The following is an 11003-nucleotide window of genomic DNA, read 5'->3' as shown; positions in this document are numbered from 1 at the left end:
GCGTTTTAAGGGATTCGAACCCCTGGCCCACGCCTTAGAAGGGCGTTGCTCTATCCAGCTGAGCTAAAAACGCATATTCACAATACATAAATATTATACATATTATAAAGCAATTGTCAAATCTAATTAATTTATAATTGTATGTCACTATCAAATATAAATCCCCTGCAACTTGACTGCTTGTCTATTGTAATATATATTCTATAAACTGTCAACACTATTTTTACAATTAAGCTGAAAATATTCCAAGATAGTTTAATTTTAGATATTTATTTTGATTTTAAATATGTTTATTATGTTTTTATATAAAAATACCAGCTTCTTTATTTTATAAATATTCTAAGAATCTTACTAGATTATCTCATTTAATACTTTAATATTATCTATAAAGAACATAAAAAATGTCCAAAAATCTTTCTGGGCATTTTTCATTTCATTATAATCTATATTTTATTTAACCATTCTTCATAACCTTCTTCTTTCATTTTATTCTTTGGAATAAATTTTAAAGAAGCAGAATTTATGCAATATCTAAGTCCTCCTAGTTCTTTTAGTCCATCATTAAATACATGACCAAGATGAGAATCACTATTCTTACTTCTTACCTCTGTTCTTATCATTCCATGACTATAATCCTCAATTTCTTTTACATAGCCATTATTTATTGGTTTTGAAAAAGCTGGCCACCCACATCCTGAATTAAATTTATCTTTAGATGAAAAAAGAGGCTTTCCAGTTACAACGTCTACATATATTCCCTCTTCATAATTATCATTATATTCATTTCTAAAAGGTGGTTCTGTGGCATTCTCTTGAGTAACAGCATACTGAATATTTGTTAATCTCTGTTTTAAATTTCTTTTTTCTTCTTCACTTTTCTTTAAATGATTTTTTATATATTCTTGTCTGCCTGATCCTTTATAATAAAGTTTATATCTTAAAGGATTTTTCTTATAATAGTCTTGATGATACTCCTCTGCTGGATAAAAAAACTCAGCTTTTATTAATTTAGTAACAATAGTTCCATTATAAATACCACTATCTTCTAATTGTTTTATATATTCTTCAACTATTCTTTTCTGATGATCATCATGATAAAATACTGCTGTCTTGTAGCTATCTCCTCTATCATTAAATTGTCCCCCCTCATCGGTAGGATCAATACTACTAAAGAAAGCTTCTACAAGTTCTATATAATCTATTATGTCTTCATCATAAGTTATTTCTACCGCTTCATAATGCCCTGTATCCATGTTACATACTTGTTCATATGTTGGATTTATTATGTTTCCACCAGTATATCCTACAACGACTTTTAGTACACCATCATATTTATCAAAAGGTTTAACCATACACCAAAAACATCCACCTGCAAAAGTTGCGAGTTTAATTGAACTCATTTTTACTTCCTCCTTAATTTTATCTTCAAGTAATTTTAATATTAATTTATTCTTTATTACAATAACCTAAAATTTTCGGAAAACAATGAATACCTATTAAATTAATTAATCTATAATATATATGTTGCAATAATAATTATTCAATAAATTAAATAACTATATATTATTCTGGTGAAGATTTAAATTTGCAACATATATATTAACTCTATTTATTCAGATTTACATTGATTTTATTATAACCTATATTAATTTTCTTAAAACACAAAATAAATAATATAAAGTTATATTTTTTATTTTAACAATATTATAAATATAAAATTTCTATATTTAGAACTATAGTAAAATAACTATACATTACTATCTTTTTATTTTAAAACAAGTTTAATAATTCTATCATCAGTTATATCTGGATTTCCTCTTCCATCTCTGTTACTTGTTGTTAAGTAAATTGACCCATCTTTTCCCTGAACAACTTCACGTAAACGTCCATACTCATTACTTAGCCAAGATTCTACATTCTTTACTACTGTTCCTTTATCATTAAGTGAAACTACCAATAGTTGTTGTCCACGTAAATTAGCAACAAGTAATTTTCCTTGCCATGACCCTTCATTTACAAATGCAATTCCAGAAGGTGCCCATGTATTTTCTCCACTTTGTATTAATGGTTTTTGTGTCATAACTTCCTTAGACTCTTCATTTCCTTGAACTAGAGGCCACCCATAATTTGCACCCTTTTGTATTATATTTATCTCATCATGTGCTAATTGTCCATGTTCTGATTCATATAAAATATTATCTGAATTCCAAGCTAAACCTTGTGGATTTCGATGTCCTAAACTATAGACAGGAGAATTTAAAATTGGATTATCTTTAGGAATAGTACCATCTAATTCTATTCTTAGTATTTTTCCAGCTATACTTTTAGGATCTTGTGCCAATGCAGAATTTCCTGCGTCTCCTGTAGTAATATATAATTTTTGATCCGGACCTATCTTTATCCTTCCACCATTATGAATTCTTCCGCCTGGGATTTTATCTAATAAAACCTTGTTGATTGATGCTTGATTATTACTTTCTAACAACCTAACGACACGATTATATATTTGATTCCCTTCATTATATGAATACATAACATACATATAATGATTTTGTAAATAATTGGGGTCTAAAGCAATTCCCATTAAACCGCCTTCCCCCTGACTTACAAATGGCGACCTAAATGTTATTAATGGTTGTGGAAAAAGTTTACCATCTTTGATAACCCTAATTACACCAGACCGTTCTGTAAAATACAAAGTACCGTCATCACTTATTGCTATAGCCCAAGGTACATGTAAATTTTCAGCAATAACTTCAATTTTATAAGGAAACTGCCTTGATGTAATTTCTCTTATTTTTATTTTAGCTGTATTTCTTCGGTAAAGTATCGTATTAGATAAAATATTATAAATTGTTTTTTTCATACTGTTATCCTCCAAATTTAAATAAATATACTTATCAAGTTTTATTGTAAAAAATTACGGATTCCTTTCAAAAAACCTATCGTATTTTATCTTTATTATTTATTTAATTACTATATTACTTATTTAAAAGGATAACTGTAGTACTATATTATCTAAAATCTAAATCTTCAATAATATAAGCGATTGTCATACTTTATTTATAAAATAAATATCTAATAGAATTAACTCTATCATTGACTTTATTATTATAATATTCTAACTTATATAAAAAACATCAATACTTCCTTTTAAAATATTGATGTTTTTTATTTTTCTATTTTTATATACTTATTATCTATATTCTATAAAAAGTTTAACTTATTTATACACTCTAACACCATTATTCCAATAATAAATAGTACGACTAAATTTCATTTTTAAATTTATATTTTTATTTAACATAAATTATTCTTTTATTAAAATGTTTAATAATTTTGCATCAGTTAGTGCTTCTATTCCATATTGAATATCAGCTTCTAATGCAAATATATTACCATCACTTATTATTGATTCATCATCTTCATTATAAACAACTTTAACTTTTCCTTCTATTATAATAAATAATGATTCCATTTCATAATATTCCTTATCAATACTTTCATCTTTTGCAAACGAAAAAAATCTTATTTCATGTTTATCATTATCTACTAAAGCCTTACTTGCTATTTTACTTCCTGAGTGATGTATCATTTCATTAATTTTTATTGGTTTAAATGGCTCTATATTTCTTAAATACTTCATATATTTATCCCTCTTTTACTACTATTAATAGCATCTTCATATCTTCCTTCGCTGTGACTTGATGCTGAATATGAGCTGGCATAACTACAACTTGACCTTCATGAGCTTCCATTACTTCATCACCTATTTTTACAGTTGCCACTCCTTTATGAATATAAATCATAGCATCACCTTTAGCTGCGTGTGGTCCTACTCCTTCTCCTTTTCCAAATGCTAATGCTGTAAGTCCTACGCCTTTCTTTTGAGCCATTGTAACAGTTTCTATTTGACCTTCATTACAACTTACCAAACTATCAAAATCTATTGCCTTTGCTTTTTCTATGTTTTTAATTAATTCTTCCACCTTTATATTCTCCTTACTACTTTTTATATAAAAATTTTTATCTTTAAATAAACATATTTTCTACTATTTATATTATTTCCCCAAATAGCATTTATTATTTTATTTGTTATATAAAATTGACTATAAATAAACTATAAAAATTTCTATTAAATCTTAATTATTTTTATTAACATACTTAAAATAGTTCTTCCACTATATTGTCTAAAATCTAAATATTCCTTGAATTAATAAACGTGTTTTTTCAAACAATAATCATATAACTAAATTTTATTTAATTTAGTTATGTTGTAATTTAAGATATTAGTTAATACAAACTAATCTTAAAATTATTATGTTAGGAGTGATAGCTATGAATAAGGAAAAAACCTTAAATAATCAAACAGAGAGAAACTATGTTAAAGAAGGAATACCTCAAATGCATTCTTCAGAAACTGATACTTCTAATGTTGAAAACTTTAAAACGCTTTATCCTTCAATCTTAAAAGCTGATTATCATACAAGTATGGAAAACGTTGAACAGGCAAATGGTTTAAATTCTGCTAAATGTGAACCTGGTCCTGCCGATTTTAAAAAATTTAAGAGACTTTATTTGCCACAATCAAAAGCTAATTATCAACCAACTGAAGAGAATATTGAACAGGCAAATGGCTTAAAATCTACTAAACCAAATATATTATTTTAATTTTTTATACTATAACTTTTTAATAAAGTTAATTCCACCATTGACTTTATTATAGTAAATAATAATTAATATATTATAACTCAAAGAAACCTCAACAATATTATTGTTGAGGTTTTCTATTAGTCCTATTTATTTCTTTAATAATATTCTGCATCAAAAAAGCTTAAAGTAAAAATTTATATTTCTACTTTAAGCTTAAAGTTTGGTGGCTCACCCGGGAATCGAACCCGGGACACCATGATTAAAAGTCATGTGCTCTACCGACTGAGCTAGTGAACCAAAAATGGTGCGTTTTAAGGGATTCGAACCCCTGGCCCACGCCTTAGAAGGGCGTTGCTCTATCCAGCTGAGCTAAAAACGCATATCTGCAACACATAAACATTATACATGTTATAAATAATTTGTCAAATCCAACCGATTTATAATATACATACTATCAAATAAATCCCCTGCACTTGACTGCTTGTCTATTGTAATATATATTCTACAAACTGTCAACACTATTTTTACATTTTAACTGTAAATATCCTAACATAGTGTAAAATTAACTATTTACTTTAAATGTACTAATTTAAATATCTATATACTTCTACTAACTTAAGATTCTATATCACCTATAAAATAGATAAATATATAAAAGTATCTACTAAATAAAGTAGATACTTTTATCCAACTCATTTTACGCTTTGTTAATTCCATCCAATTGAGATGTACAATTTGGGCAACGGGTTGCTTTCATGTCAATTTCACTATAACAAAAAGGACACTTTTTAGTTGTAATTTCGTTTTGGGCTTGAGCATCATCTTGTTTACCTAAATCACTTAATTTATTCATAGCTTTAATAAGTAAAAATATTAAAAAAGCCATTATTAAAAAGTTTATTACTGTAGTTATAAATGAACCATATTTAATAGTTGCACCAAAAATTTCAAAAGTTAAATCACTAAAATCCTTATTCGCAAACATACCTATTACTGGAGATATTATATCATCCGTTAAAGATTTTACTATACCTTGAAATGCTCCACCTATTAATACACCTACTGCTAAATCAATTACACTCCCCTTTAATGCAAATTGCTTGAATTCACCTAAAAACTTTTTCATATGATTTTATTTTTTCCTCCTTAGTTAATTTAATTTCTTTATATTTTCATATTTTATCACATTTAATAATTTTTAATCATAAAAGTACTGTCGTAATAATACATACTCTAATAAATCATCTTCGTCCCTAAAAAAATTCTGCATTTAAATTTATTCCCTCATATATATAAACCAAAGGTTCATTTATTTGTTGTTAATTAACAAAATTAATCCCCATTCACGAATTTTATTCATGAATGAGGATTAATTTTGTTTTTTGAATATATATTATTTCATTGACTCAATAATATTATTAGCTAAATCATCCATTGATGTGCCTTCTTCTTCCTTCATTGAAGAACTTAAAGATACATCATTTTCTAAAATAGTTGTATTTTTTAATTCTTCTAAAAGTTTACGCATGATCTTTCCTGATTGAGGTGCCCAAGTTCCATTCTCCACAAGTGCAAAAGTACGATTTTGGACATTAAGAGCTTTCATATCCGTAATATAATTCAACATTGGTGGATATAAATTTAAATTATAAGTTACGGATGCAAGAACTATATGACTATATTTAAAAGCTTCTGAAATTAAATCTGAAACATCAGTACTAGAAACATCGTACATAACAACATTTTTCATGCCTTTTTCCACTAATCTTGTTGCTAAATCATTAGCTGCAGCTTCTGTATTTCCATACATTGTTCCATAAACTATCATTACACCTTTTTCTTCTGGTTCATATCTGCTCCACTTATCATACTTACCTAAAAAGTATCCAAAATCATTACGCCATACAGGACCATGTAACGGACAAATAAATTTTATATCTAAATTACTAGCCTTTTTTAATAAAGCTTGTACATGAACTCCATACTTTCCTACAATATTAGTATAATATCTTCTAGCATCATCAATCCAATCACGATCAAAATTGACTTCATCATTAAATAATTTACCATCTAAAGAACCAAATGTTCCAAATGCATCTGCTGAGAATAATGCACCATTAGTAAGATCATATGTCACCATAGCTTCTGGCCAATGTACCATTGGAGCTCCTACAAACATAACTTCATGTTCTCCAAATGACATTTTATTACCCTCTTTAACTTCTATAATTCTTCCATCAATATCAAATCCAAATTGACGCATAAACATAGTAGCCTTTGGAGTACATATTATTTTCACTTCTGGATAACGAAGAATAATTTCTTCTATACAAGCAGCATGGTCTGGTTCAACATGGTTGATAACCATATAATCTAAAGTTTTATCACCTAAAAGATGTTTAATATTTTCAATGAATTGACGACAAATTGACCAATCTACAGTATCAAAAAGTACTGTTTCTTTATCTAAAAGTAAATAAGAATTATAAGAAACCCCTCTTGGAATTGGATGAATATTTTCAAAAAGAGCAAGGCGACGATCATTTCCCCCAACCCAATAAAGATCTTCTGTTATTTTTCTGACACAATACATGAATATAAATCCTCCTTCACACTAGCTACATATATTATCATATTTAATTAATTATACTTCTATAAACATATTTTTTTCTTCCCCACATGCAGGGCAAGTCCAATCTTCAGGTATATCTTTAAATAATGTTCCTTCGAATATTTCATTTTCTATATCTCCTACACCTGGATCATATTCATATCCACACCCATTGCATACATAATGTTTCCATGTTGGAGCAACCTTCTTTGGAATAGTTCTCTTCATCTTTTTCATTTCTTTAGCTTCTTTTTTAGGTTCTCCATTATCTAATGCCTTTGTTAAGATAGGTAATATTTCCATCATATCTCCTACTATTCCATAATCAGCATTTTTAAATATTTTTGCATTAGGATTAATATTTATAGCTACTATTGTAGTAGCTTCCTTTATCCCTTTTAAATGTTGACCTGCTCCTGAAATACCACAAGCAATGTAAAGATTTCCTTTAAATTTTTGACCTGACATACCTACATATCGGTTAAGTGGTAAATATTTAAGAGTTTCTGCAACTGGACGTGAACATCCTATAGCAGCTCCTGCTTGTACTGCTAAATTTTCAATAAACTTCATATTTTCTTTTTTCTCTATTCCTAATCCTACACTTACTACTCTGTCTGCTTTACTAATCGGTGCATCTATAGGAATTCCAACCGTAAAATCATAACCATCTTTTTTAAGAGCTTCTACAAGATTATTAACCTTTTCTTCAAGCGTTCCATCTTTAAAAATAACTTTTTTACGGTAACCTGTTTCAGGTTCACTTTTATAAATTTTATTTACACTTGCTTTCTTTTTGGTTTTTCCTATAATCTGAGATGCAATAACTATACGTTGTATCTCATTAGTCCCCTCATATATTGTACAAATCTTAGCATCTCTATAAGCACGTTCTACTTCCATGCCTTTAAGATAGCCACTACCTCCAAATATTTGAAGAGCATCATTAACAATTTCCAAACAAACATCAGATGCATATTGCTTAGCCATTGCAGATTCCATAATATAAGGTTCTTTATTTCCCTTTAATTCTGCTGCACTATAAACAAACATTCTCGCCGCTCTAAGCTTTGTTGCCATATCTGCTAATTTAAAAGCAATAGATTGTTGTTCACAAATTGGTTTACCAAACTGTATTCTTTCTTTTGAATACTCTAAAGCATGTTCATAAGCTCCTTGTGCAATTCCAAGTGCTTGTGCTGCAATTCCAATACGCCCCCCATTTAATGTAGACATAGCAATCTTAAACCCATCACCTTCTTTACCTAACAAATTTTCTTTAGGAACTCTAACATCATTAAATATTAAAGCTGCTGTTGCAGAAGATCTTATTCCCATTTTATCATAATGTTTTCCAAAATCAAAACCTTTCCATCCTTTTTCAACAATAAATGCACTAATTCCACGAAGTCCTATACCAGGTGTGGTAACTGCAAATACAATATAAATATCCGCTTTACCTGCATTAGTGATAAATATTTTTTCTCCATTTAATATATAATAATCTCCATCTAAAACAGCAGTAGTTTCTGTGCCACCTGCATCACTTCCAGCATTTTCTTCAGTAAGACCAAAAGCTCCTATTTTTTGCCCTTTAGCTAAAGGAATTAAATATTTTTTCTTTTGTTTTTCTGTTCCATATGCTGCAATTGGATAAGTTCCTAAAGATGTATGAGCTGATAAAATTACACCAGTTCCACCATCAATTCTTGATAATTCTTCAACAGCAATAGCATAACTTATTACATCAAGACCTGCTCCACCATACTCTTTTGGATAAGGCATTCCCATCATATTGATATCAGCTAATTTTTTAATAACTTCTGATGGAAACTTATTTTCTTGATCAAGCATAAATGCAATAGGTTTAACTTCTTCTTCCGCAAACTCTCTTATTTTTTTCCTCAAATTCTCATGTTGTACTGTAGTCTTAAATAACATAAATTCTCCTCCTTTTAATCAATACCTATTATTAATGATATTCCATAAAATCTCTTAAACTACAACCTTGAGCTGCTACAATAAACCTCTGATGTCTATTTAGTTTCGCAAATAAAATTATAAATATATGATATATTTATATATTCCAAAATGCATCCACAATTTGTATATATTTACCTTATATGTTTATTATATTACTTGAAACAAATTATTACAACCCTAATTTTATCTTTTAATAGTAATTATTATAAAATATAAAATTTTAATAAATATTTAAATGCGCAACAAAAATATATACAACTCTTTTATTAATTAATTCTTATTAAAACATATAGCCAAATATACTTTTAATGATAAATTTAAACTTTATATTTCTAAAATAAAAACTGTCTTAAAAATAATCTTTAAAAAATATTTACTTATAATAATCTAAAGTAAATATTAATATAAAATAATTATTTTAAGACAGTAATATAATATTTAAATATTTTTTACACACTAATCACCATTTTAGTTCATTGATGAAATTATACTATCAGCCAATTTTTCAATACAGTTAACCTCTTCTTGCTTTAAGACTGTTTTTAATGATACATCTTCATCTAAAACAACCATATCTTTCATTTCATTTAATAAATCACGCATAAGTTTTCCAGCTTTACTTGCCCAAGTACCATTTTCTATAATACCAAAAGTTCTTTTTTGAAGATTCAATTCTTTCATATCAAGTAAGTAATTTAACATTGGTGGATAGATATTCAAATTATATGTTGCACACGCCAAAACAATATGACTATATTTAAATGTTTCTGATATTAAATAAGATACATGAGTTCTTGAAACATCATACATAACTATATTATTAATTCCTTTTTCAACAAGCTTTGTAGCTAAACAATTTGCTGCACTTTCTGTATTGCCATACATTGTTCCATAAGCTATTAAAACTCCTTTTTCTTCAGCTTCATATTTACTCCATTTATCGTATTTATCTATAAAATAGTTTAAATTATTATGCCATACTGGTCCATGCAAAGGACATATACATTTCACATCAAGGTTACTAACCTTTTTTAATAAAGTCTGTACATTAATCCCATATTTCCCTACAATATTAGCATAATACCTTCTAGCTTCATCAATCCATTCTTTTTCAAAATTAATTTCATCATTAAATAATTTTCCATCTAAACTTATAAACGTTCCAAAAGCATCTGCTGAAAATAAAACCCCATTAATAGTATCATATGTCACCATAGCTTCAGGCCAATGTACCATAGGTGCTGTTAAAAATCTTAATTTATGTTTACCAAACGACATTTCATCTCCATCTTTAACCTCTATAATTTTATCATTTATACAAAATCCAAACTGTTCCATAAACATATGTGCTTTTTGTGTACAAATTATTTTTATATTAGGATAACGATTAATAATTTCTTCAATACATCCTGAGTGATCTGGCTCAACATGATTTACTATCATATAGTCTAATTCTTTATCTTTTAAAACCTCTTCAATATTTTGAATAAACTGAGAGGCAATTGACCAATCAACAGTATCTAAAAGTATATTTTTTTCATCTAAAAGTATATAAGAATTATAAGAAATTCCCCTTGGAACAGGATGAATATTTTCAAAAAGAGTTATATGACGATCATTTCCACCAACCCAATAAAGATCATCCTTTACTTTTCTAACACAATACATAAATAATCCTCCTTTTAGTAAATACATATTATTATGTTTTCCTAATTAAAGTTATATAAACATTTTTTTATATTGTTCTTAAATAAAA

General features: G+C 27.6%; 9 protein-coding genes and 3 tRNA genes. 1 reads left to right on the top strand and 11 read right to left on the bottom strand.

The window, feature by feature from the left end:
* From KYD98_RS16255 to KYD98_RS16235, 5 genes are all read right to left on the bottom strand, one after another.
* Positions 1-73, bottom strand: a tRNA-Arg gene (locus KYD98_RS16255).
* Positions 74-443: 370 nt separating this feature from the next.
* Positions 444-1400: a peptide-methionine (R)-S-oxide reductase MsrB gene (gene msrB / locus KYD98_RS16250; RefSeq protein ID WP_219781096.1), complete on the bottom strand. Its 957-nt coding sequence runs from the start codon at positions 1398-1400 to the stop codon at positions 444-446.
* Positions 1401-1765: 365 nt separating this feature from the next.
* Entirely contained in the window at positions 1766-2866 is a 1101-nt protein-coding gene (locus KYD98_RS16245; RefSeq protein WP_219781095.1) for a PQQ-dependent sugar dehydrogenase, read from the bottom strand.
* A gap of 444 nt (positions 2867-3310) precedes the next feature.
* A complete protein-coding gene (locus KYD98_RS16240) occupies positions 3311-3646 on the bottom strand; it encodes a cupin domain-containing protein (RefSeq protein WP_219781094.1) in 336 nt (111 codons plus the stop codon).
* A 4-nt stretch (positions 3647-3650) separates the two neighbouring features.
* Positions 3651-3989, bottom strand: coding sequence for a cupin domain-containing protein (locus KYD98_RS16235; protein ID WP_219781093.1), 339 nt, complete (start codon positions 3987-3989; stop codon positions 3651-3653).
* Positions 3990-4338: 349 nt separating this feature from the next.
* Here KYD98_RS16235 and KYD98_RS16230 point away from each other — a divergent pair, with 349 nt between their 5' ends.
* Entirely contained in the window at positions 4339-4671 is a 333-nt protein-coding gene (locus tag KYD98_RS16230; protein ID WP_219781092.1) for a hypothetical protein, read from the top strand.
* Between the two features lie 203 nt (positions 4672-4874).
* Here the strand turns inward: KYD98_RS16230 and KYD98_RS16225 are convergent.
* The 6 genes from KYD98_RS16225 to KYD98_RS16200 all read right to left on the bottom strand — a co-directional run bounded on the left by KYD98_RS16225 (position 4875) and on the right by KYD98_RS16200 (position 10915).
* A tRNA-Lys gene (locus KYD98_RS16225) sits at positions 4875-4950 on the bottom strand.
* 5 nt (positions 4951-4955) lie between these two features.
* A tRNA-Arg gene (locus KYD98_RS16220) sits at positions 4956-5032 on the bottom strand.
* Positions 5033-5350: 318 nt separating this feature from the next.
* Complete coding sequence (gene mscL, locus KYD98_RS16215) at positions 5351-5779, bottom strand: large conductance mechanosensitive channel protein MscL (RefSeq protein ID WP_219781091.1); 429 nt, start codon at positions 5777-5779, stop codon at positions 5351-5353.
* Between the two features lie 267 nt (positions 5780-6046).
* Entirely contained in the window at positions 6047-7246 is a 1200-nt protein-coding gene (locus tag KYD98_RS16210; protein WP_219781090.1) for an FprA family A-type flavoprotein, read from the bottom strand.
* A 51-nt stretch (positions 7247-7297) separates the two neighbouring features.
* Positions 7298-9205 carry an acyl-CoA dehydrogenase family protein gene (locus KYD98_RS16205; RefSeq protein WP_219781089.1) on the bottom strand — a complete coding sequence of 636 codons (1908 nt, stop codon included), beginning with the start codon at positions 9203-9205 and terminating at the stop codon, positions 7298-7300.
* Positions 9206-9715: 510 nt separating this feature from the next.
* On the bottom strand, positions 9716-10915 hold the full coding sequence (locus tag KYD98_RS16200; protein WP_219781088.1) for an FprA family A-type flavoprotein: 1200 nt from the start codon (positions 10913-10915) through the stop codon (positions 9716-9718).
* Between the last annotated feature and the right edge of the window lie 88 nt (positions 10916-11003).

It is taken from the genome of Clostridium weizhouense (assembly GCF_019431045.1).
Lineage (GTDB): Bacteria > Bacillota > Clostridia > Clostridiales > Clostridiaceae > Clostridium > Clostridium weizhouense.
Note: the sequence above shows the minus strand (reverse complement) of the source record. Positions and strands in the feature narration are given on the sequence as shown.

Bases quoted from the DNA above. Each gene is read 5' to 3' on its own strand.
- msrB (WP_219781096.1), bottom strand. From the start codon at position 1,400: ATGAGTTCAATTAAACTCGCAACTTTTGCAGGTGGATGTTTTTGGTGT.
- KYD98_RS16245 (WP_219781095.1), bottom strand. From the start codon at position 2,866: ATGAAAAAAACAATTTATAATATTTTATCTAATACGATACTTTACCGA.
- KYD98_RS16240 (WP_219781094.1), bottom strand. From the start codon at position 3,646: ATGAAGTATTTAAGAAATATAGAGCCATTTAAACCAATAAAAATTAAT.
- KYD98_RS16230 (WP_219781092.1), top strand. From the start codon at position 4,339: ATGAATAAGGAAAAAACCTTAAATAATCAAACAGAGAGAAACTATGTT.
- mscL (WP_219781091.1), bottom strand. From the start codon at position 5,779: ATGAAAAAGTTTTTAGGTGAATTCAAGCAATTTGCATTAAAGGGGAGT.
- KYD98_RS16210 (WP_219781090.1), bottom strand. From the start codon at position 7,246: ATGTATTGTGTCAGAAAAATAACAGAAGATCTTTATTGGGTTGGGGGA.
- KYD98_RS16205 (WP_219781089.1), bottom strand. From the start codon at position 9,205: ATGTTATTTAAGACTACAGTACAACATGAGAATTTGAGGAAAAAAATA.
- KYD98_RS16200 (WP_219781088.1), bottom strand. From the start codon at position 10,915: ATGTATTGTGTTAGAAAAGTAAAGGATGATCTTTATTGGGTTGGTGGA.